Source organism: Rhizobium sp. SVR5-9E, from assembly GCF_056755095.1.
On sequence record NZ_JBNDHS010000079.1, the window covers coordinates 1 to 20,406 of the forward strand.

Annotated in this window: 20 protein-coding genes and 3 pseudogenes; 12 read left to right on the forward strand and 11 right to left on the reverse strand. The window is 59.1% G+C overall.

Annotated elements, in window-relative coordinates; translation table 11 throughout:
- Positions 1 to 24 precede the first annotated feature (24 nt).
- Together ACPYOJ_RS26340 and ACPYOJ_RS26345 are read left to right on the forward strand one after the other, a co-directional pair.
- Positions 25 to 387 carry a group II intron maturase-specific domain-containing protein gene (locus tag ACPYOJ_RS26340; RefSeq protein WP_481418899.1) on the forward strand — a complete coding sequence of 121 codons (363 nt, stop codon included), beginning with the start codon at positions 25 to 27 and terminating at the stop codon, positions 385 to 387.
- A 61-nt stretch (positions 388 to 448) separates the two neighbouring features.
- Positions 449 to 688, forward strand: a pseudogene (locus ACPYOJ_RS26345) (DDE-type integrase/transposase/recombinase); the annotation flags it as partial.
- A 202-nt stretch (positions 689 to 890) separates the two neighbouring features.
- Here the strand turns inward: ACPYOJ_RS26345 and ACPYOJ_RS26350 are convergent.
- Positions 891 to 1,157 (reverse strand): DUF982 domain-containing protein, encoded by a 267-nt coding sequence (locus ACPYOJ_RS26350; RefSeq protein ID WP_481418875.1) that lies wholly within the window; start codon positions 1,155 to 1,157, stop codon positions 891 to 893.
- Positions 1,158 to 1,480: 323 nt separating this feature from the next.
- Between ACPYOJ_RS26350 and ACPYOJ_RS26355 the strand changes: the two genes are divergently transcribed.
- The 5 genes from ACPYOJ_RS26355 to ACPYOJ_RS26375 all read left to right on the forward strand — a co-directional run bounded on the left by ACPYOJ_RS26355 (position 1,481) and on the right by ACPYOJ_RS26375 (position 4,277).
- Positions 1,481 to 1,606: a hypothetical protein gene (locus ACPYOJ_RS26355; RefSeq protein ID WP_481418876.1), complete on the forward strand. Its 126-nt coding sequence runs from the start codon at positions 1,481 to 1,483 to the stop codon at positions 1,604 to 1,606.
- 347 nt (positions 1,607 to 1,953) lie between these two features.
- Positions 1,954 to 2,514, forward strand: a complete 561-nt coding sequence (locus ACPYOJ_RS26360; RefSeq protein ID WP_481418877.1) for a DUF4142 domain-containing protein — start codon at positions 1,954 to 1,956, stop codon at positions 2,512 to 2,514.
- 188 nt (positions 2,515 to 2,702) lie between these two features.
- Complete coding sequence (locus ACPYOJ_RS26365; protein ID WP_481418878.1) at positions 2,703 to 2,930, forward strand: DUF6894 family protein; 228 nt, start codon at positions 2,703 to 2,705, stop codon at positions 2,928 to 2,930.
- Positions 2,931 to 3,075: 145 nt separating this feature from the next.
- Entirely contained in the window at positions 3,076 to 4,041 is a 966-nt protein-coding gene (locus ACPYOJ_RS26370) for a magnesium and cobalt transport protein CorA (RefSeq protein ID WP_481418879.1), read from the forward strand.
- Between the two features lie 71 nt (positions 4,042 to 4,112).
- Positions 4,113 to 4,277 (forward strand): hypothetical protein, encoded by a 165-nt coding sequence (locus ACPYOJ_RS26375; RefSeq protein WP_481418880.1) that lies wholly within the window; start codon positions 4,113 to 4,115, stop codon positions 4,275 to 4,277.
- Positions 4,278 to 4,605: 328 nt separating this feature from the next.
- On the opposite strand, the gene ACPYOJ_RS26380 is transcribed toward ACPYOJ_RS26375, so the two are convergent.
- From ACPYOJ_RS26380 to ACPYOJ_RS26395, 4 genes and pseudogenes are all read right to left on the reverse strand, one after another.
- On the reverse strand, positions 4,606 to 4,944 hold the full coding sequence (locus ACPYOJ_RS26380; protein WP_481418881.1) for a hypothetical protein: 339 nt from the start codon (positions 4,942 to 4,944) through the stop codon (positions 4,606 to 4,608).
- Between the two features lie 62 nt (positions 4,945 to 5,006).
- Complete coding sequence (locus tag ACPYOJ_RS26385) at positions 5,007 to 5,198, reverse strand: CsbD family protein (protein ID WP_481418882.1); 192 nt, start codon at positions 5,196 to 5,198, stop codon at positions 5,007 to 5,009.
- 220 nt (positions 5,199 to 5,418) lie between these two features.
- Positions 5,419 to 5,676, reverse strand: a pseudogene (locus ACPYOJ_RS26390) (YihY/virulence factor BrkB family protein); the annotation flags it as partial.
- A 3-nt stretch (positions 5,677 to 5,679) separates the two neighbouring features.
- A pseudogene (locus tag ACPYOJ_RS26395) lies at positions 5,680 to 6,203 on the reverse strand (transposase); the annotation flags it as partial.
- A 417-nt stretch (positions 6,204 to 6,620) separates the two neighbouring features.
- Here ACPYOJ_RS26395 and ACPYOJ_RS26400 point away from each other — a divergent pair.
- From ACPYOJ_RS26400 to ACPYOJ_RS26415, 4 genes are all read left to right on the forward strand, one after another.
- Entirely contained in the window at positions 6,621 to 6,764 is a 144-nt protein-coding gene (locus ACPYOJ_RS26400; protein WP_481418883.1) for a hypothetical protein, read from the forward strand.
- Between the two features lie 171 nt (positions 6,765 to 6,935).
- On the forward strand, positions 6,936 to 7,187 hold the full coding sequence (locus ACPYOJ_RS26405) for a hypothetical protein (RefSeq protein ID WP_481418884.1): 252 nt from the start codon (positions 6,936 to 6,938) through the stop codon (positions 7,185 to 7,187).
- A 1,133-nt stretch (positions 7,188 to 8,320) separates the two neighbouring features.
- Positions 8,321 to 8,461, forward strand: coding sequence for a DUF982 domain-containing protein (locus ACPYOJ_RS26410; protein WP_481418885.1), 141 nt, complete (start codon positions 8,321 to 8,323; stop codon positions 8,459 to 8,461).
- Between the two features lie 1,637 nt (positions 8,462 to 10,098).
- Positions 10,099 to 10,296, forward strand: a complete 198-nt coding sequence (locus ACPYOJ_RS26415; RefSeq protein WP_481418886.1) for a hypothetical protein — start codon at positions 10,099 to 10,101, stop codon at positions 10,294 to 10,296.
- 471 nt (positions 10,297 to 10,767) lie between these two features.
- Here the strand turns inward: ACPYOJ_RS26415 and lov are convergent, their stop codons facing one another.
- The 4 genes from lov to ACPYOJ_RS26435 form a co-directional block, all read right to left on the reverse strand.
- On the reverse strand, positions 10,768 to 11,814 hold the full coding sequence (gene lov / locus ACPYOJ_RS26420; protein WP_481418887.1) for a blue-light-activated histidine kinase: 1,047 nt from the start codon (positions 11,812 to 11,814) through the stop codon (positions 10,768 to 10,770).
- 93 nt (positions 11,815 to 11,907) lie between these two features.
- On the reverse strand, positions 11,908 to 13,746 hold the full coding sequence (gene malQ, locus ACPYOJ_RS26425; protein ID WP_481418888.1) for a 4-alpha-glucanotransferase: 1,839 nt from the start codon (positions 13,744 to 13,746) through the stop codon (positions 11,908 to 11,910).
- A 34-nt stretch (positions 13,747 to 13,780) separates the two neighbouring features.
- Entirely contained in the window at positions 13,781 to 15,562 is a 1,782-nt protein-coding gene (gene treZ / locus ACPYOJ_RS26430) for a malto-oligosyltrehalose trehalohydrolase (protein WP_481418889.1), read from the reverse strand.
- A gap of 32 nt (positions 15,563 to 15,594) precedes the next feature.
- Positions 15,595 to 16,371: an SDR family oxidoreductase gene (locus tag ACPYOJ_RS26435; protein ID WP_481418890.1), complete on the reverse strand. Its 777-nt coding sequence runs from the start codon at positions 16,369 to 16,371 to the stop codon at positions 15,595 to 15,597.
- Positions 16,372 to 16,695: 324 nt separating this feature from the next.
- On the opposite strand from ACPYOJ_RS26435, the gene treY reads away from it, so the two are divergent.
- Positions 16,696 to 19,230, forward strand: coding sequence for a malto-oligosyltrehalose synthase (gene treY, locus ACPYOJ_RS26440; RefSeq protein ID WP_481418891.1), 2,535 nt, complete (start codon positions 16,696 to 16,698; stop codon positions 19,228 to 19,230).
- A 153-nt stretch (positions 19,231 to 19,383) separates the two neighbouring features.
- On the opposite strand, the gene ACPYOJ_RS26445 is transcribed toward treY, so the two are convergent.
- Both ACPYOJ_RS26445 and ACPYOJ_RS26450 read right to left on the reverse strand, forming a co-directional pair.
- Positions 19,384 to 19,965 (reverse strand): TetR/AcrR family transcriptional regulator, encoded by a 582-nt coding sequence (locus ACPYOJ_RS26445; protein ID WP_481418892.1) that lies wholly within the window; start codon positions 19,963 to 19,965, stop codon positions 19,384 to 19,386.
- A gap of 101 nt (positions 19,966 to 20,066) precedes the next feature.
- Positions 20,067 to 20,399, reverse strand: a complete 333-nt coding sequence (locus tag ACPYOJ_RS26450; RefSeq protein WP_481418893.1) for a MurR/RpiR family transcriptional regulator — start codon at positions 20,397 to 20,399, stop codon at positions 20,067 to 20,069.
- Positions 20,400 to 20,406 lie beyond the last annotated feature (7 nt).

The window sequence follows — 20,406 nt, forward strand, 5'->3', positions numbered from 1 at the left end:
CTGGTGAGCAAGAAGGCCGGGGGCATGGGTGTCTCATTCGGTCCTGCGGCCAGTCCGACGGCGCTCAAGGCGATCCGGGGCACTATCCGTAGTTGGTCCTTGCACCTTCGCAGTGACAAGGCTCTCGATGATCTGGCACGGATGTTCAACTCGTACATCCGCGGCTGGATCAATTACTATGGTCGGTTCTGTCCTTCAGCTCTCCAACCTACGCTCTGGAGCATCGAACGATACTTGGCTCGATGGGCTACGGGAAAGTACAAGTCCTTGCGTAGGCACAAGCGGCGATCCCGACATTGGCTTTTGCGCATCGCGCAGCGCCAACCTCGGCTGTTCGCCCATTGGCCTCTGCTTCATGGATACGGCCGAACAATGGGAGCCGGATGATGCGAGAGTATCACGTCCGGTTCTGAGAGAGCGCGGGGTGAAACTCCCCTGCGCCACTCGCCTGGTCGTTTCGATCCGTGGCGAGAAACACTGGTTCTGGCGCGCAGTTGATCAGGATGGCTTCGTGCTGGATGTTCTCGTGCAGAGCGGCCGCAACGCCAAAGCCGCCTGGCGATGGATGCGCAAGCTGCTGAAGGCTCACAGCCATGCGCCTCGGATCATAATCACCGACAAGCTCCGGTCCTACGACGCCGCGAAGGCGAAGATCATGCCCGGCGTCGAGCATCGTTCGCACAATGGAGGTCGTCGACGGCATGCCAGAAAGCGGGACGATCCATCAGCTCGTAGGAGTGCCTTCGGCTTTTTCCCCGGACCACGCGCCGGAGGAAATGTTCGAGATCGCCGAGAGGCTCTGCGAGAAATCTCGGTGATGCCTAGCGGCCTCCCGAAAGTATCGAGAGTCGCCCATCTCTGCTCAGAAGCGACCGTTGATTGCCACATCGCTAATGTCGGGTCGTTCGGGTCACGACCTCCAGCCTTGCCTCGAGGCACGCCGCCAGAAACGCTTCCCGCGCGACCGCAAGCGGAACCTGTCGCTCGACGGCTGCGTGGCATGTCTTGATCGCGCGTTCGTACTTTTCGCCGTGCTTAACGGGCCACTCGTTCTCCAGAAAGTCGGCTGCGTCATGCGGGTCCGTAAAGCTCCGCTTGAGACCGCTCTGCATCTGAACCTCAAGCGCATGGGACCAAGCGGCAGTCAAGGATTGCATTTCTCCTCCTCCAAAGAAAACATCCTCCATCTGAGATAGTGGCCTCGCGAAATGCGATCAAGGCACTCAATAGAAGTAGCTCGCCGAGCGCTGTTCGACTGCTCGCGCCGTCGATGGAGAAGCATCACCCTGCGGCCTCGTCGCCTGCTCCTCCCGGAACCGATCCCGGCCTTCTCCGTTCCTGTCTGGAATTCACGTCGTGCAGGCCAATCCTATGACCTATCTCGTCGAAATCCCTGCTACCTGTAACGGGCGCCTCCGGTAATCACGTTCACTCCGTTCGAGACGAGCTGACCAAGAAGTTCGGCGGTGTCACCCTTTACATGAATGCGCCAGCAGAAGGATTCTGGCTGGACGACGGCGACGTCGAATGCGACCGGATCGTCGTCGTCGAGGTCATGACCGAGACGATCAACAAGGATTGGTGGACGGCCTACAGCAAGGCCTGAAAGACAGGTTCGAGCAGGAGGAGATCGTCGTCAGGGCGATCGCCATCACGCGTCTCTAATGACTCGCCCATGTGTCACGGCGAGGACGGGTGAGAACGGAAAGCATTCGCCGGGCATTCTCGGTACGGCAACGGACCCGGAACGCAATGCCGGGGCCTACGTTTTTCCCAGGGAGAATTCCAAGGGTTCTTTGGAGGAGGACCACGCGATGAACCTGTTCGATGCCCGCCCTTCTGGTTTCGAAAGATGAAACGTGAGCGAGTCTGCACATCGCTGGACCGGCCCCGATCGGTGGAACAATCGAATGACGACGTTGTTATCGCTGCGCATAAATCATGGAGAACCTGATGAACCGCCGCACCATGCTTAAGGTGGCCGCAGCCGCCACTACCCTTCCCGCCCTCCTCGCGTCCACCTCGGTCTTCGCACAGTCGGCCGCCGCCATGGGCGATGCCGAGAAAAAGCACGCCGAAGACACTAAGAAGATCGGCTCCCTCTCACTCGCGACAAGCCGCGTCGCCGTCACAAAGGCGGGCGATCCGATGGTGAAGGAATTCGCCAAGTGGGAAGTTGGCGAACAGGAAACAATCGCTGACATCCTGAAGTCGATGGAGACCGGCGGTAAGGTCGAAGGTGCTCTCAAGCCGCCGTCCGAAGACGAGGTCGAGAAGACGCTCGACGCCGAGGGCAAGGCTTCGCTCGACAAGCTGAAGGGTACCAGCAGCGCCGAGTTCGACAAGGCATATGTCTCGGCTCAACTCGATGGCCACAAGAAACTGCTGACGATCCAGGAAGCCTACCTGAAGATCGGTCAGGAGCGCGAGCATCTCAGCGTGACGAAGCTCGCCCGCGGCCAGATCAAGGAGCATATCGACCATCTTGAAATGCTGATGTCGAAGGTGGGCTGAAGTTACGGGGCGAATGGTGACCACGGATGTACTGGCACCTCGCGCCAAAGGCCGGGATCAGATCCCGGCCTTGCTTTTGAGTAGCTTGGCCATCGCGACGCGGACCGTCTCAGGACACCTTAGCAGGCCATCTGTGGAACCACCTGCCTTGGCAGCCGTTTCCTTGAACGCCACGAGAAGGATACTCCATGAGGTTCTATTTTCATGTGCGGTCACAGGAAGGATACGACATCGACGAGGAAGGTATCGACCTTCCGTCAATAGACGCTGCTCGAGACGAGGCGCGGAAGGCTGCGAGAGAGATGGTCGCCGAACTCGTTCTTCAGGCGGAGCGTATCGACGGAATGCGCTTCGAGATCTCCGACCAGGACGGCGCCGTCCTGACCACTATTCCTTTTCGCCAGTCATCGACCTGAACTAGGACGGTCAATCACTTTTTCCCGCGCCCGGCAGAGTGAGGTTACGGCACTCGCAACGTTTTTCCGCCAATCGCAATGGCTGCAGATGGACATTTTTCCGCAGCGGGGCCAACATCGAACCGCCGAATACCAAGGATGACCCGTGACTGTAGTAGCCGCCTACCTCTATCGCGACGGCAAGCGCGCCGCCGCCCTTTCCCTCGATGATCCCAAGCCGCCCGAAGCAGCAAATGAGTTCGCCTGGATCGGGCTTCACGATCCAACGAAGGAAGAGCTGGCGGTCCTGCAGACGGCATTCCATTTGCACGCCTTGGCGGTCGAGGACGCTCTCGACATGAGGCAGGTTCCCAAGGTCGAAGTGTACGGCCACCAGATCTTCGTGATCGCGAAGACAGCCCATCTGGACGGTGACGAGATCGAGTACGGAGAGACGGCGATCTTCGTTGGCCCCAGGCACATAATCTCCGTCCGGCACGGTTCCGACCGTGGGCACAGCGAACTTCGCAGGCAACTCGAGGAGGCGCCGCAGATTCTCAAGAACGGGCCGGATTACGTGCTGCATGGCATCCTCGACTTCATCGTCGACGGGTACCTGCCCGTCGTCCAGACGATCGAGGATCACGTGCTGGCGATGGAACATGACATGCTCGATGCCTTCCTTGGGCGTCGGGAGATCAAGCGCCTTTTTAAACTGCGTCGGCAGTTGATCCGCTTCCAGCGGGTTCTTGGGCCGATGACGGAGGTCTGTGGGAAGCTGGTCCATATCGACCTTCCCTGTATCGACGCCGAGGCCCAGAACTACTTCAGGGACGTCCTTGATCACGCGCGGCGGGTCGAAGGGATGGTCGGCGGCCTCAAGGACGTCATCACGTCCGTCTTCGAGGTGAGCAATCTCCTCGAGCAGCAGCGCCAGGGCACCATCACCCGCCGGCTCGCGGCATGGGCTGCGATCGCCGCAGTCCCGACTGCGATCGCCGGGATTTACGGGATGAACTTCGACAACATGCCAGAATTGAAGACCGAGTACGGATACTTCGTCGTGCTTGCCGTCATCGCATCGTTGTGCGGCTTCCTTTACGCCCGGTTTAGGCGATCCGGCTGGCTCTGACGGCGTCGTCGAGCCATTTGCCGGGAACCTGGACTGTGCAGGATCGTTTCTTCGGCAATCAGGAGAACCTCATGGCACGATACCCCGATTCGAGGCGTTCCGGCGACATCAAGGCGACGCCGGATACTCCGACGCTAATTCCGACCAACCCGAGAGTGAAAGCGATACTCTGGTTGCTGGTCGCCGCGATGGCCGTGCTCGTGATGATCGCGATGTTTGCCTCCGATGTGCTTTGAACCTTCCAAAAAAACCACTTGAAAGATCCGCGACCCGGCGCACAGCTTGGGGATGTTCGATAGCCAAGTAGCCGGGGGTGGACACCGCATTCATCGATGCCCACACCTGTAACCCGTGGATCCTGGTTCGTCAGTGGTCTCGCCCCGTCTGCAAGGATTCCCGGTCTCGGCCGGACGCTGGCTCCATGACGGCGCGGCAGTTGCGATTCACGTCCGTTGCCGAAGAGCGGTTTGTTCGAGAGCGTTTCGGCCGAACGACCGACATCGTTCCGCCTCCGACGAACCCGCAGACTCGCGCGGCTGTGTCACAGCCTGGCGCACTGTGCGACTACTGGGCGGTGAAGAAGGTCAGCAGGACCTTGCCCTTCTCGCCAAGCAGGCAGGCGAACCGGTCGGGCTTTCCGGTCGTTTCCTTGCGGGCGATGTACGCTTCGCCCAGAATGACCGTCTTGACTGGCACGTCCTCGACCTTCGTGTCGGCCTTGCTGATCGCCAGGCTCTCCATGTCCATGACAAGATCCGTGATTTCCGGCGATCTTTCCTGAAGAGCGAGAAGGCCGGTGGATTTGCATGCATTGACTGCCGGATCCTCGGCAGCCTGGGCGCATGCGTTTCCTGAGAGAAGGCTGAGCGCGACGACCGTCGTGGCGAAAGGGATGACTTTCATGTGGCCTCCTGGAGCCCGCGACGAGCGCGGGCTGAATTTGGACTGTGCTGGACGGCTTGCAGCTACGCCTTGTCGACGACCTTCTTGACAGCGTCCTTGACCTTGCCTTTGGCAACCTGGGCCTTGCCCTTGGCTTCCTGAACACTGCCCTTTGTCTGCTCTTCGTGATTGTCGGCGGCCTTGCCGACCGCCTGACGCGCCTTGCCGGCGACTTCGTTCGCCTTGCCTTTGATCTTGTCCGATGTGCTTCCCATGATCCGTCTCCTTTGTTCGGCTCAAAGGAAAGCCGCGACTTAGCAGTTCGTTCCCTCAATTTAAAACAGCTTGGAACTCTTAACGGGGCGCCTCTGATCCCCGCGTTCGAAACAAACGACCGCGACCACGGGGCCGGGCGGGTCGAAGGCGCGGCACGCAGGAGATGGGGCGAACTTACGCTTCCGGACTAACTGGCTGCGAAGGCGGCGTCCGTGCTGGTCAGCGCAGCCGGTCTGCGGTCTCGCCAAGGGTGTCCGCCACATAGGCTCCGCGTGATCCCATCGGCAATGGCGCTCCCGTGGTGGTGTCCCTCGCCGCCTGGTGTTCCAGTTCCGCGTTCAGCTCGCCTCCCAGGATCAGGATGACGATCGACAGCCATATCCACACCAGGAAGCCGATCAGCGCGCCGAGCGCGCCGTAGGTCGCGTTGTAGTTGGCGAAGTGGTTTAGGTATAGCGAAAATCCCAGCGACATTGCAAACTACGAGACGGTACCCGCTCGACCGTACATTGCCCGCTTGATCGTCTTCAGTCGGTTGATCTGACCTTCCGCCTGACCATTGCTCCAGGGCAGGTCGATGGCGTTACAGACGGCGTCGATATCCCGGCGAAGAATGCGGGCAAAACGGGCGAGGAAAACGAGTCCAGAATGAACGGCATCATCGATCCATCCTTCGGGTTTCGCTGAAGTTCGGCCATGAAATATTCCGCGAAATCGCATGGAGAAGCTGCGCAAAACAGCAAACGTTGTGATCCCTGTTTGAGGGCATCCACTTTCCGTGCTTGATTGATGGTCAGTCCGCCGCGCGGCTTGATGCAAAGAGTAGCGGCGACAACCGGCGAGATCAAATGACCGGTTTGCCGATCACGCACAGGCGTATTGTCATGTATTCTGTCGACGAGCCTAATCCGAGTCGGCGCCGTATCATCCTTTTCAGTTTCCGGCCTCTCGGCGCGGCGCCAGGTTGCCAGGAGGCGTTCAAGATTGGAAAAGCTGCCGGTGTATCAAACTGCGCGCTTCCGCTCAGGAACATTGTCGAAGTCAGATTATTGCGGCAGTGGACCAGTTCGGTGCGCAGCCCCTCAGTTCCTTTCAAGTCCGAGCGGCAAGGGGTCGTTTCCGTAGGGAGGCCCTTCGATCCCAATCCGAATTGATGATTGACGGGCAGGCCCGCTGGAGCTTTATTTCAAGGCGCTGTAGCCGCCAAGCACAGCACTTAGCCGCGGCATCCGCTCTCCAACCAGCGCCGTGGTATGCGACAGGGCTCGCCATTTCTGACACGTTTGGACGAGCCCTGGTCGTAACCCCGTCCATTTACCCCTCTGCGCCCTACAATTCAAAATAGCGAGGTCGGTGCGCCTTCGATGATCCAAGCGCGAATACTTTCAGACCAGATTCCGATGCAGGACGAGGAGGTGGCCATGTGTCAGCGCGTCTTTGATCAGGTTTGTGAAGCCAAGCATGTCACAAGTGACGAGGCCCGCGAGGAGCTCGCGACGATGATCATCCATTTCTACCAGCACGGCGTTAAGGATGAGCCTTCCTTGCAGCGGCTGGTGATCTGATCGCCAGCCCAATCATCAGTCGGACTTAAGGCCGTCTTCCCGCGCTTCCTGAGTTACGTTACGCCACCGTGCGTTTTAGCTGCCGGGAGAAAAATGCCAGTGATTGAAAGATGCCGCCGTGTGTTGCGAGCTGCTAGGAACCGCCGCTCATCGCGGAGCATTCAGGCGTCCGTGCTGGCAGACCCCACCCTTGTCTCCTCCTCCGCCCTCTCCCTTTCCACCTCAGCACTTCACGCCGCGCTGATGGAGCATCTTGAGAAAAAGGGCCTCATTACCACCGAGGAGCAAGGACCAATCTTCGAGCGCGCTCTGGAGTTGCTGGAGACCGATACAACCGACGACGGCGGCATCACCGCACTTGCGCGCTACCTGATCGAACAGCAGCTTCCACGAAATGAAGGACGTGAACGGTTCAGGGCTTGATGCGCCTAAAACCCGGAACTCACCGTAGATCGTTTATGTTATTGGGATCGTGTGGCACGGGTTACTGTTTGCCCCTTCCTTGCCCTTGGAAGGCCGCGCGATCCTTCTTCGTCAAACTGCCCTACTTCGGCGGGGCTTTCTTTTGATCCGTCGTCCTGTACAGCAACGGAACATTGCGAAGTCTTGATTGTTTAACAATTGGGATCGCGTGGTCGATCTCTTCCGGTCCCTTCCGTTACCTCATACGGAAAGCCGCGCGATTCCACCTTAGCAGACGGGAACGTCCGCTGAACGCCAATCGTTATTGGTATCGCCGCGCGGCGGTCCTTCCTGTCAAACGGCCAGCGATGAACGAGCCTTCGTCCTGGCACCCGCGTCACCGTTTCCCCGAAGACTTCGGGAGTCGACAATGAGTGATCCCGACCGATACTCTGGAAAGCCACCGAGCCGGCGCCGCGGCGTGTGGATACTGATCGCAATGGGAGTGTTAGCGCTGCTTATCGCGTGGCTGTTCGGCTTCGTGGACTGACATTGCTCCACCTCCCGGTTTTTGGCGCGGGGCGGTACGGTAGCAGACCGGAAAAGCGAATTCCTTTGCCGCTGGCGGCACCAAGGCGTACTGTTGATCATCGGTCCACGTATACAACCGGGTGTCGACCGCTTGAGAGACAATCTGCTCTCGCCCCAACAGGAGAGCCATTTGTCTCTTTTCGAACTACTTTCCTATACAGACGATGAGATTGAAGTCATCACCTCGGCAATGTGCTGCTGGTCAGATAGAAATCACATCGATGTCCAAAGCGAGCACGGTCAGTCCGCGCTGAGACACGCCATCGCGCTTGTTAGCTCAGGCATTCAGGCGCCCGACGCTCTGGTCGCAAGGCGACGAGGTTTGCGCGCCGCACCCGCCGGCCCCTCTTCGTTCGCTAGCGGAGAGCTAAGAGCGTACCAAGCCGGATTCCGCTGAAATTCGGAACTTACCCCGCCGCCGAGTGTTAGCCGCGCATCGTCTCACAAGGTGCGGTCATGGAAGACGGAGCGTGGACCACCATTGTTGAATTGCAATTGCACCCGGGTGCGCGGTCAGTGGTCATCACAGGAACAAGAGCAGCCTTCACATTGCTTACAACCCGGTGGCCCACGACGTCCGGCAATGCTTCTGGCGGGCACAGGAAGTCTGCCTAGCCGCGCTCGACAATCTAATGGCGCACGAGGCGGCTCGTGCCGCCTTTATTGCCGCCGCGAGAGAGGCTGGGATGTGGATACGGTACTGATCTTCTGGCAGCTCGTTCAGGCTTATCGTCTTTCCGTGGGCTTGGCCCTTCGACCCATCGATAGCCGTCAACATAACTCTAATTGATCATTGACGAGCAGGCTCGCCAGCGCTTTAGTTTTAGATGCTGAAGCCACCCAAATGCACCGCGTCATGACGGCCACGTTACCCAATATCCGCGGTCGCCATAAGACCAGGGGTTCGCCATTTTCGCACGTTTGGGGCGAGCCCCTTGGTCGTATCGCCATTTAACCGCTGTCGGCGCTGTTCGACATCTCCCCATTAAGGCTTGCCACGGAAATACTATCTGGCAATGTGCATTCTGAGTTGGTCTGCTGCTTGGACCGATTCCACGCCCGGGTTTCGCGCAACCCGCGAGGTGTAACAAGGGCTCGCTTTCAGCACAGGCGAGCCCTTCGTTCCCCTCGATGCAGTCACTCGCCGGATGCGCGTCCTGGCATCGCCCGCCAGCGCATCCAGCCAGTCACACTGGCGACCTGACCCTGCAACTCCCTCAAAGCACGCGGGTCGCTTTTGTCTGTACGCTACCATACCGGAACATCAACGGAATCTAATAGTTTTGCACCATGGACGAAGTGGCGCAGCCCGTTGGGCGCGCTGCGTTGTTCCAATCATGTTGCGGGATTTGGAGGTTGTTCCTGCGCATGAGGGACGACAGGGTTCGCTTTTCGTAGGGCGGGCCCTCGTCCTCTGACTAACCTCCGCGTAATGATATCTGACAATTGACGACGGGGATGGCGCTCTACCTTTCTTGACGCTGCTTCTTTTGGGAGCATTCCAGAGCCGGCCTCAATGAGTGATCCTGATCGCTATTCTGGTAACCCCGCCGGGCGAGGTTGTGGACGCATCGTCATCCTAATTGTTCTGAGCTTGGTGATTTGGTTTCTTGTCGCGTTGCTCGCTTTCGCGTCGCTATTCGGTCTCGCCCTGTTCCAACCACACTCAAGCGGTGCAACCCTTTTGACACCCCGCAACCAATCGCACGCTCTTTTGGTCCGTACGGTATCGAACGGGAACGGTTGCCTATCTTGAGCGTTTGAATGACGGCCGCGCGGTAGTCTTCCTTACCTAGTCGCCAGTGATGTTGGAGCCGCAGCCCTCTTCCCTGGTGCCGCGCGGTCACGTTTTCCCCGTAACCTGCCCCGCTTCGGCGGGGTTTTTTTGGAACATTACCGAACAATACCGGTCAGTTCGTTCTTCGAAATCAACAACAGGTCGCGGCTAGGGCATTTGACCGCATACTTTAACGGAGCCTCGTCGAAATTTTGTTGCACAGCGTGCAAGCAGCGACCATCACGACCACTGCCGCGGGCGCACCGCGCCCGACAGGGGACATGGTGTAGAACGCCCGTCTCGATCCACCCCACTCGTCGGGCGCGTTCCGCGATTGACGAACCCGTGGCCACGCAAAGCGCTTAGAGAAATGCCAGCAACATCGAAGTGAGACGTGAGAGCAAAGAGGCGGATACAGTCGTAGCGGGGAACCTTCTTGCGATACGGAGGTTTGCCGGCCATGCCGTATCTCGTCGAAATACTGCTTCCTGTGACGCACACCCGCCGGAACCGGACGAACCTCGATCTTGTCCGCGACGAGCTGGCGGTGAGAAGTTCGGCGGAGTGACGTTGCACGTCAATTCGCCGGCTGAAGGCATCTGGGAGGATAACGGAGACGTTGAGTTCGACCGGATCGTCGTTGCCGAAGTGATGGTCGAGGAGCTCGATCGATCCTGGTGGTCTTCATACCGCAGGGAACTTGAAGCCCGCTTCCGACAGGAAGAGGTCGTCGTCCGCGCGATCGAGATCCGGCGCCTGTGAGGAGCAGGCAAGGCGCCAAACGACAACTTTTTGGTTAGCGATCATGATCTGGCAGGAGCGCGACGGTTCGACAGGATCCTCGCCTGCCTCCCTCGATTTCACACCGGCCGCCGTTGGAACGCTCGACTGGTCCAGTTCTTCGTGGCAGCTTTGTTCATCGCCGGTGGAGCCGATCCGATAGTCGCCGATAGCGTCGAAATGCACACCCGATGGAACGAGGCGAACAGAAATTCTTGTTTGATCATCGTCCCCGAGGCGGCCACGGCTTTAATCGCCTGCCGACCCACCTTGCTGAGAAAACGAAGCTTTCGGAAGACGATGTGTTGCGTCGACGGATTGACGGCGCGTAGGTCTAAGCATCCGCCAAACAGTAGTGACATCAACGGCCGCAGCTTAAGCATCTGTCGCCGATGTGGGGATCGGCGTCCCTCGGCCTGGCACAGATTGCGGGTGCCGAGGCTCTTTGATCGGTTATGGCGGGGATTTAAGATTTCGGCCCACTCGATCCAGCGACGGGAGCTCGACCGAAAGCCACAAGCCGTCATCCCGCCATTCCCGCGTAATCCGTCCGCCAAGCTGGTTCTCGAGTACCACTCCAAGAAGGACGTCGCCGAACCCGTTTCCGCGCACCTCAGGCGGGCGCCCGCCGCGCTCATGCCATTCCAATCGCAGACCGGCACCTTCGGGCTTCCAGTTAATCACCAGGTTCCCGCCCCTCCGGGAAAGAACTCCGTGTACCGCTGCGTTCGAGGCGAGTTCGTGGATCGCAAGACCAATGGGCTGGACTGATGTCGCCGGCACCATCACGGCGGGACCATAGAATTCGATATTCTCCTTTCCGAAAACACTGACCTGCAAAGCGACAATGTCCTGAAGAGGTATTTCCTGCCATCCGTTTTCGGCGAGGAGAACGTGGGTGCGGGCCAGCGCCTGCACGCGTTGCTGTACGGATGCAGCGTAGAGCGCCGCGTTGTCGGAACGGCTGAGGCGCACGATGCTGTCGACGATCGCCAGAACATTCTTCGTCCGATGATCGACCTCAAGAAGTAGCCTGTGCTCAGCGTCCTCCAGCGTTTGCACTCTGCGCAATTCCGTGACATCGATCTGCGACGCGAAGTAGTAAACAAGACGGCCGTCGTCAGCCCTGATCGGGCTAAGATAGAGCTGATTCCAGAAGGTGCGGCCGTCCTTCCGGTAATTGAGGATCTCGACAGTGCCCTCGCGCTCCTGGGCGATGATGGCGCGGATCTCGGCAATCGCGGTCGGCGATGTGTCCCGCCCCTGCAACATGCGGCAGTTTTGCCCGATGACCTCGTCTGCTGTGTAGCCGGTCAAGGAGAGGAAAGCGTCGTTGGCAAGTACGATCGGGTAGTCTGGCTGACGGGCGTCAGCGACCACGATCGGCATGCGCGTCCTTTGGAATGCAAATGCGGCGAGTTCCTTGTGGTCAGCCAAACCCTGCTTGGATGCGGCGGCAGGAAGATCGCCATGAATGTCGGATTGGTCTGCTTCTGTCACGTAACCCACCTTTTTGATTGCAGACGAAAACGTCGCAACGAAACATTGGTTTCCCGATGGATTTCACCAGACAATCGGGTTGACGGTGGCATCTCATGCCCCACCCGACCGCTCTTTGCGCATCGCTTCAGCGATGGCCTTGAGAAGCGGCAAATCGTTCAATTCGTCAATCAAAACGGAGAGCTTCGGCTTCCAGTTCGGGTAGCTGTCGCTCGTGCCCGGGATATTCGTCGGGCGTTTCTCTCCTGTCATGTCCGCCAGCCGCACCGCAGCCAGCACGGACGGCGTCTTGGCAATGAAGCGATGGGCGCTGACCACCAAATCTTTCAGCTTGTCGTCGGTCGCGGTTCGAGGCGGAAGACGGTCCGGTGGGTCCGTGCCTGCTTCGTCCAGCGCCACATGCAGGTCCACCCGCTCGTGTTGGCGTTCTTCGATATGCGTTTCACTCACGTCCGGAGGAACGATCCCGTGTTCAGCCCGCGCTTTGATATCGGCGCCACGCCACCACCCGGCCAAAGTCTGGTGGTCGTGCGTAGAAATGCATGCAAGCGACAGCCGGGGATAAGCGTCGGCAGGCTTAAAGCTGTCGCCTTCGCGCTCGTAGGAGAGGATGCGATAGGACAGGATGCCAGCCTCCGCCAGGTCGTCCTGCAGCCCTTCCGGCAGCATTCCCAAATCCTCCCCAATGACCAGACACCGGAATTCCGCGGACGCGTCTGCCAGAACCTGCAGCAACTCGTCTTGCGGGTAATTCACGTAGGCGCCGCCGTCGGGCAAACTGTCAAGCGGCACGAGGAACAGGCGCCGCAGTGCTGCGACATGATCGATCCTGACGGCGCCGGCGTAGCGCATCGCAGCGCTTACCATTCGCCGGTACGGAGCATCTTTCCCCGACGCAATCGCTGCCGGATGGAAAGCCGCCAGATGCCAGTCCTGGCCTCCCGTCGCGAACGGATCCGGCGGGCTCCCGACCGTGGCATTGGCAATATACGCGTCTCTCTCACTCCAGGTGGCCGACCCGTCCATCGCTTCTCCGACGGCCAGATCGAGATACAGGCCGATCCGAAGGCCGACGTCCCGTGCGACCGTTGCGGCTTCACTAAGCTGCAGATGGGCTAGCCATTGCAGCCACATGTGAAAATGGATGGTATCGGCATGTGCTTCGGCAAACTCTTCTACTTGCACGCTGTTGGGTCTCTGGTATTCGGTCGGCCAGGATCTCCAGCCGGTACCGTAACCGCTCCCGGTCATGAACGCCGACAGGGTTTCGAACAACGCGTGCAGTCGCAAGACATTTCCGCGCTCTTCGACGAAATCCTTGAAACCATCGCGATCGCTCGAGCCGGTTATGGAGGCGTGCCGTGACAGCCAGAGCGCACGCAGAGCTGCCAATTTAATCTCGGCAATCCCCTTATAATCGACCAGGTCGGTTTGCCGCAGAGCCAGTAACTGCCTTTCCAGTTCCGGGCTGCTCGTAAATCCCGCAACCTTGTCGACGGCGATGTAGAGAGGGTTGAGCATTTGCCGGTTCGACGGCTCATACGGGCTGCAGCGATCGGGATCTGACAGGAACGGGGCATGCAACGGGTTGAGCCCGACAAAATCTGCGCCCAGCGAGTTGACCAGCCTGACCATTCCGATCAGATCCTCGAAGTCTCCGATGCCCCAATTGCGCTTGGACCGCAATTCATAGAGCTGCAGGCTGATGCCCCAGACGCGCTCTTTTTCCAGAAGGTCCGGCAGGTACGATTTTGGGATCGGCTTGGATTTCTGCTTCCTCACGGGGCGCCGAGCGGCTCGTTTTCCCACTCCGAGCGCAGCAAGAATCTTCTGCTTCGTCGCGTCCGTGATCGGCACTTCCGCGTTGTCAGGGGAAGGCCTAGTCGGGCTTATTCCACACTCTTCGGCCAGACGATCGAGATGCGAATCCATAGTGGTCTCTCGTTTCAAGTCAGATTGGTCAACTTCAACTCTCAGCCGGGCTGATGCTTGAACATACGGACCAAGGAGAGAGAGTGGCGCCACTAGCCGAGCCCAGCAGGAAGATCCGTTCGCCAATGGGCGGCGATGTGATCCTTGCTGGTTCGTCCGAGAGGTTTGCGAGCAGGTGAAGCGTGGCGCCGCCCGCGAGCGTCCACTCCACCGTGGTGAGACTTCCATCATGACGGAACGACCCGCTGCCAGTGCCGACGCCTTTCAGCAGCGGAACGATCCACTTGTGCCGAACCGCAAGAAGAGACTTATAGAACGCGAGCATGTCTGACGTATTGGCTCCGTCAAGGCGAGACCAATCAAGCTTCGCCATCTCGAATGTGGACTGAGCGGGCGGATCGAGAAGGTCATCGGCATCAAAACCGGGCAGACGCGACAGCTCCTCGCGCCGTCCCTTCCTCACCTTCTCGTTCAAATCTTCGTCGAAGTCGCAGAAATACGGAAAGGGTTCACGTGCTCCCCACTCCTCGCCCATGAACAACATCGGGATTTGCGGCGACAGCAGATAGACTGCTGACACTGCCCTGATTGGTTCCAGCGGCCTGTACGCAACCATACGGTCGCCCAGCGCCCGGTTGCCGATCTGATCATGGTTTTGAACGAAGGAGATGAACGAGGTGGGAGGCAGATCGGTCGATGGCTTGCCACGGACCCCACCCCGGTAGGGCATGTGTTCGCCCTGAAACACAAAACCTTCAGCGAGCGCCTTGCCGATCTTGCCGACATGATCGGCATAGTCCTGGTAGTAGCCGAACGTCTCGCCGGTTGCAGCAATGTGCAGCACGTGATGGACGTCGTCGTTCCACTGGGCCGTGAAGAGGGTCGTGCGGCCGTTCTCGTCACGCCGTAAAAGATCACTATCGTTATCTTCGTTTTCGACAATCAGATGAACATACCGAGCGCCCGCAGCTTCGCGAACGCGCCGGGCCAGCTCATGAAGAAGATGCTCTTGGCTGTCGTCCTTGATGGCGTGCACCGCGTCGAGGCGCAGCCCGTCCAATCTGAACTCGGTGATCCAGTAGATCGCGTTCTGGATGACAAACTCGCGCACTGGCTTCGAGCCGTCTCCATCATAATTGATGCCGTTGCCCCACGGCGTCTTGTGGTGCTCGGTAAACAGCGGCGCATACATTGGGAGATAATTGCCGTCCGGGCCGAAATGGTTGTAGACGACGTCCAGGAAGACGCTGATGCCACGCTCGTGGGCCGAGTCGATCAATGCCATAAGGTCTGCAGGTCGGCCATAGCTGCTGTCCGGTGCATAGGGCAGAACGCCGTCATAGCCCCAATTGTAGCGGCCGGGAAAGTCGCTGATCGGCATGATCTGGATCGCGGTGACGCCAAGCTCTGCCAGATGGTCCAGTTGCTCAATCGCCGCCCGAAACGTCCCTTGCGAGGTGAATGTGCCGATATGCACTTCGTAGATGACGCTTTCTTCCCAGGGACGTCCCGACCAGGCTTCGGTTTTCCACCTGTATGATTTGAGATCGACGACTTCGCTACAACCGTGGACATCATGCGGCTGATGACGCGAGCCCGGATCCGGTACCTCGGAGCCGTCTGGCAACACGAATATATAAAGGCTTCCCGGCCCGATGCCGGCAGCATGGCAACGATGCCATCCGTCATCGGTTCGGTGCATCGGTTGCGGCTGGCGACCGTCAATTTTGAGCGAAACACTCTCCGCCAAGGGAGCCCAGAGCCGGAACTCGACGCCGTCTTCCGATACGACGGGACCAAACGTGTAGTCGATCAAAATAATACCTTTCCTTCGTTTGCTACCTGCCGCTAGCGGAGCAGACCTTGGCCACCATCGACCCAGATCGGGGAACCAGTGATATGACGCGACCTGTCGGACGCCAGGAAGACGATTACGTCAGCCACATCTTCGCTTCGACCTGGCCGACCTCCGGTGATGGGCACCTGGCCTTCAGGCCATACAACGGGTATGACAGTCTCGTCTTCTTTTCGGAGCCTGGTGTTGGCCTCGATGTTGGTGTCGATCTCACCCGGGCAAACGGCGTTGATGCGGATGTGATGGCGCGCAAGCTCTAGGGCAAGCTGCTGCACCATTGCGACCTGCGCGGCTTTGGTTGCGGTGTAAGCGGTCGCCCCGGGGGTGGTGAAGGTTCTAGTCCCGTTGATGGAGGACACAACCACGATGGAGCCGCCGCCGGTACGCTTCAATTCGGGCACAGTCGCACGGATCGTCAGGAAGGTCCCCGTCAAGTTTACGGAGATCGTATCGTTCCATTCCGAAAGCTTAAGGTCATCGATTGGTGCCCAGACGCCGTTGATCCCGGCATTGGCAACCACAGCGTCAAGCCGACCATACTGATGGGTGAGCTGCTTTACAGCTTCCGCCATCTGCCCTTCATCAGATATGTCGGCGAGAAGCGGAATTGCCTTGCCTCCCTCCGCTAAAATATCTTCAACCGTCGAAGTGATCTCTTCCTGCGTATGGCCGAGCACACCCATGTTATACCCCTCCCTGGCGAGGGCCAAAGCGGCCGCCTTTCCAATTCCGGATCCGGCTCCAGTGACAAGCGCTACAGCTGGCTTCATTGCACACTCCAAGTTGATCGCGCTTGAAACCCCGGGCCTCGCTTGATGTTCCACAGATTGGAGGTCTGTACGCTGCAGTACGACATTCGCAATCGAGCGAGCGTTCCCGCTGCACCTTCCCGCTCGGCCGGGCAGGTCGGATCGCACGGGCTCGGTGATGAGTGAGTTAATGCCGCCTCTCCTCTCGAAAAGCCGCGCGGAACAACAAGAGCCCGGCAAAGTTGATACGGGTTGTCTGAAGATGCCCGTCTCGGTTACCGGTGACGAGTTTGCAGCTTTCGATAGTTATCGTCCTCAACCGCCGCCACGCCCTCTGGATCAGCTATGAACATTCCGGTCGCCACCTATCGTCTTCAGTTCCGCAACGGCATGACCTTCGACCGCGCAGCCGCGTTGGCGCCTTATCTGAAACGACTCGGCATCAGCCACCTTTATGCCTCACCCGTCTTCACCGCGACGTCGGGCTCGACACATGGATACGATGTGACCGACGCCAATGAGATTGACCCGGCGATTGGTGGCCGAGATGGGTTTGATCGCATGGTAAAGGCATTGAAGGCGGAGGGGCTCGGCCTGATCCTTGATATCGTGCCGAACCACATGGCAGCCTCGCTGGAAAATCCCTGGTGGCGTGACGTTGTCGAAAATGGCGAGAAGAGCCGCTATGCCCGCCATTTCGACATTGACTGGAGCCGAAAGTTGACCCTGCCCTTCCTCGGCGACACCTTCGATAAGGTGCTGGAGGCCGGCGATATTTCCGTGAAGGCAGATCCGAACACGGGCAAGCCCGCGCTCGCTTCTTACGAGACCTTCTATCCGCTGAGCCCGGCCACCTATGCCGGCCGCGAGGCCGAAGTGCTAGGGGTGGCCGACAAGGAGGCCATCGCCAAGCTCCACGACCAGCAACCCTATCGACTGATGTCGTGGCGGGATGCGCGGCACGAGTTATCCTACCGGCGCTTCTTCGAGATCACTGGTCTTGCCGGCGTGCGGGTGGAGGACGGCCCAGTCTTCGATGATACCCACCGGCTCATCCTAGAACTCGTCCGTAGCGGCGCGGTCGACGGCCTCCGCGTCGATCATGTCGACGGCCTCGCCGATCCGAAAGCCTATCTGGAACGTCTGCGCCAGGAGGCGGGACCGGATTGCTACATCACCGTCGAGAAGATCCTCGGCGAGGGCGAGCAGGTTCCCGCCGACTGGCCGATCTCCGGCACGACGGGCTACGAGTTCATCGCCGCGCTCAGCGATGCGCTCGTCGATGGTGAGAAACTGGATGAACTGCGCGCGGCTTATCAGGATGTGACCGGCCATCCGGTAGATATGCGGGCCGAACTGCGCGACGCGAAATTGCTGATGGTGGACAACAACTTCGCTGGCGAATTCGCCACTCTTGTGAAGCTTGCGCTGCGGATCGGCCAGGCGGAGGACCGGGAATCAATCCTTTCTGAAAGCTTGATCAAAAAGGCAATCCGCGAATTGCTTGTCTCCTTCCCCGTCTACCGCACCTACGGCACGCGCGACGGCCTGCCGCCGGAGGGCCGCGAGATGCTGGTCCGTGTCATTGATCACGTAAGGCAGAGGCAGGATGCGCCGGAACCACAGGCGCTCGCCTTCCTCGAACGCATTCTCTCCGGCGATGTCGCACAGCAGGCGCGGGGCCAGGCTTCCGTCTTCCGCACCCGCTTCCAGCAACTGACCGGCCCGCTGATGGCGAAGTCGGTGGAGGACACGCTGTTCTTCCGCCAGCACATGGCGCTCGCCCTGAACGAGGTCGGCGCCGAACCGCTGCCGCGCGCGTTCTCGGTCGATCGCTTCCACCGGGAAATGCAGACGCGGCTTCAACGCGAGCCGGATGCACTCTCCGGCACCTCCACCCACGACACCAAGCGCGGCGAGGACGCAAGGGCGCGGCTCTATACCATCACCGAAGTCCCCCAGCTTTGGGCGGAAGGCGTCAAGCGCTGGCGGGAGATGAATCGGCAGACGGTGCAATCGCTCGAGGACGGTCCGGCTCCCGAACCAGCCGTGGAATGGATGCTCTATCAGGCGCTTGCCGGCGTCTGGCCGACGGACCTTCATCCGGAAGATGAGGAGGGTCTCAAGGCGCTTGAAGAACGCTTCATCGCTTACGTGGAAAAGGCGATACGAGAGGCGAAGCTCCGCACCAACTGGGGCGATTCTAACCACGCCTATGAGACGGCGGTGCTCGGTTACGCCCGCCGGCTTCTGTCGCCGGGCAATTCGGCCTTCCTTGCGGACTTCGCCAACATGCTGCGGCCCTTCATCCGCACAGGCCTGGTCAACAGCCTCAGCCAGACGATCATCAAGCTGACGGCGCCGGGTGTGCCGGATATCTATCAGGGCAGCGAGGGTCTCGACCTCAGCCTCGTCGATCCCGACAACCGCCGCGAGCCCGATTTTGATCGCCTGCAGGAACGCCTGTCGGAAAAGGGGAAGCTAACCTCCGACGACGAAGAGGAATGGCAGACGGGCCGGCTGAAGCAACATGTCATCGCCGCCCTCCTTCGGCTTCGGCAGGAACTGCCTAGCCTGTTTCGTAGCGGCGAGTACATTCCGTTGGTGGCAAGCGGTGAAGGATGCGAGAGTTTCATTGCGTTCGCACGTGCGGATGCGAAAAACGCGGTCATTGTCATAGTTCGGCGGCTGTCCTTCAGCGACGGCAATGCCTCGTCATCCAACTATTGGCACTCATTGAGTCTCACGTTCCCGGACGTGCTCCAAAACCGTGGTTTTGAAGAAGTGATCTCGAAGCGCCGTGTCGAAATTGGTGGCGGCGGCCTCGCCGTTGAAGACGGGGCGTCAACCCGGCCATTCGTCATCTTGAGAGCAATTTAAAGGGCGCAACGGCTGCCGCGCTACCCGAAACCGCAAATCTCAATCCGGGTGATCGCAGGGTATCGAATAGCGCCAGCGTTCGGCCTGAGACCGGCATCAACGGCTGGACAGGGCTTAATGAGGCAGCCAGTGTGTAAATGGCGATGGTCCCCCCTATTCCGGCCAAGCCATCATCGTCAGCGCCACGAACTTGTGCAGTTCAGCGCGCGACAGTCCAGCTTTCGCCTGAACGGCCATACCTTGTATAAGCGTGAACACGAAGCTTGCCGCCTCCTCAGGAGTGGCGTTCGGCAGCATGGGCCCATTTTCGGACGTCATACGAAATGTCTTCGCAAGTCGCCGCTGAAAATTGAAGCGGCTCTCCACCAGCGCACGCTGCAATTCTTGCGTCTCGTCAGAGCAAGCGAGCGCGCCGTTCGTTTCGAAGCAGCCAGGGGGATGGACCGGATCGGTATGCATGTCGGCCTCGCCAATCAGCATGGCCATAGCGATGTCCCGCGGTTTCGAAAGCTTGAGCGCCTCTTCGATGAAACCGAGGTGGTCCTTCTTATAAAGCTCATTCGCCTTCCAGAAGAGGTGTTCCTTACTGTTGAAAGCTTTGTAAATGCTGGACTTCTTGAGGCCTGTCGCGGCCATCAGGTCGTAGATCGACGCACCCTCATAGCCCTTTTGCCAGAATACCATCATGGCCTTCTGTAGGACGTCTGTCTCGGCGAATTCTCTTGGTCTGGCCATCGTCGTACAAAGCTTCCCAGTGAGGCGAATTGTGTAACGTATGTTCCATATTTAGTGCCATCTGAGCCCATTGGCAAGATTAAGGTGAAAGCGCTCTTCCTCTAGTTGTTGTGGCGGCCAGCGGCGGCGATATGCTTCTGAAAAACTTTCCGCAATGCTCCGTAATCCTCGAAGCCCAAGGTCTTGGCAAAACGATGAACCGACGACGAGCTTGTATGCGTAGCCTTGGCGATATCTCGGATCGACAGAAATGCCATTTGGTGCGGTTGCTGGAATGCGAATATTCCAATCTCACGCAAACGTTCGGGGAAATCGACGCGACGAGACGTCACAATGGCTTTGAGGTCGTCGAGACTATCCGGCAACGACGCCGGATAGTCACTATTTTGGTGGACTGAGCTTTCAGTCGGATGTCCCTGCCTGGTTCGGCCCACGTTCCAG

Excerpts from the sequence above, each read along its gene's own strand:
- ACPYOJ_RS26340 (WP_481418899.1), top strand. The coding sequence starts at position 25 with ATGGGTGTCTCATTCGGTCCTGCGGCCAGTCCGACGGCGCTCAAGGCG.
- ACPYOJ_RS26350 (WP_481418875.1), bottom strand. The coding sequence starts at position 1,157 with ATGCAATCCTTGACTGCCGCTTGGTCCCATGCGCTTGAGGTTCAGATG.
- ACPYOJ_RS26355 (WP_481418876.1), top strand. The coding sequence starts at position 1,481 with ATGAATGCGCCAGCAGAAGGATTCTGGCTGGACGACGGCGACGTCGAA.
- ACPYOJ_RS26360 (WP_481418877.1), top strand. The coding sequence starts at position 1,954 with ATGAACCGCCGCACCATGCTTAAGGTGGCCGCAGCCGCCACTACCCTT.
- ACPYOJ_RS26365 (WP_481418878.1), top strand. The coding sequence starts at position 2,703 with ATGAGGTTCTATTTTCATGTGCGGTCACAGGAAGGATACGACATCGAC.
- ACPYOJ_RS26375 (WP_481418880.1), top strand. The coding sequence starts at position 4,113 with ATGGCACGATACCCCGATTCGAGGCGTTCCGGCGACATCAAGGCGACG.
- ACPYOJ_RS26380 (WP_481418881.1), bottom strand. The coding sequence starts at position 4,944 with ATGAAAGTCATCCCTTTCGCCACGACGGTCGTCGCGCTCAGCCTTCTC.
- ACPYOJ_RS26385 (WP_481418882.1), bottom strand. The coding sequence starts at position 5,198 with ATGGGAAGCACATCGGACAAGATCAAAGGCAAGGCGAACGAAGTCGCC.
- ACPYOJ_RS26400 (WP_481418883.1), top strand. The coding sequence starts at position 6,621 with ATGTGTCAGCGCGTCTTTGATCAGGTTTGTGAAGCCAAGCATGTCACA.
- malQ (WP_481418888.1), bottom strand. The coding sequence starts at position 13,746 with ATGGATTCGCATCTCGATCGTCTGGCCGAAGAGTGTGGAATAAGCCCG.
- ACPYOJ_RS26435 (WP_481418890.1), bottom strand. The coding sequence starts at position 16,371 with ATGAAGCCAGCTGTAGCGCTTGTCACTGGAGCCGGATCCGGAATTGGA.
- treY (WP_481418891.1), top strand. The coding sequence starts at position 16,696 with ATGAACATTCCGGTCGCCACCTATCGTCTTCAGTTCCGCAACGGCATG.
- ACPYOJ_RS26445 (WP_481418892.1), bottom strand. The coding sequence starts at position 19,965 with ATGGCCAGACCAAGAGAATTCGCCGAGACAGACGTCCTACAGAAGGCC.